General features: G+C 52.9%; 1 pseudogene. It reads left to right on the top strand.

The window, feature by feature from the left end:
- Positions 1-395: pseudogene (locus tag L976_RS01420) on the top strand (transmembrane glucosamine N-acetyltransferase NagX); the annotation flags it as partial.

The following is a 395-nucleotide window of genomic DNA, read 5'->3' as shown; positions in this document are numbered from 1 at the left end:
GTTAAGCGGCTGTTTTTGCTATTGTTGCTTGGTATTCTTTATAACCATGGTTGGGGAGCGGGAGCACCTGCCGACCCTGAAAAAATCCGTTATGCTAGTGTATTAGGCCGTATTGCCTTTGCGTGGTTTTTTGCCGCCTTGCTGGTGTGGCATACCCGTTTACGGACCCAAGTGCTGGTGGCTCTAGGCATATTAGTGGCCTATGGCGCGGCGCAACTCTGGTTACCGTTTCCTGGTGGACAGGCGGGTGTGTTATCACCCACTGAGTCAATCAATGCTTATGTCGACAGCCTGTTATTGCCGGGTGTGAGCTATCAAGGACGAACCCCCGATCCTGAAGGCCTGTTATCGACACTGCCCGCCGTAGTCAATGCCTTAGCGGGTGTGTTTGTCGG

The organism is Shewanella sp. ZOR0012 (genome assembly GCF_000798835.1).
GTDB classification, from domain to species: domain Bacteria; phylum Pseudomonadota; class Gammaproteobacteria; order Enterobacterales; family Shewanellaceae; genus Shewanella; species Shewanella xiamenensis.
The sequence above is the reverse complement of the archived record's forward strand: the minus strand, read 5'-3'. Positions and strand labels throughout refer to the sequence as shown.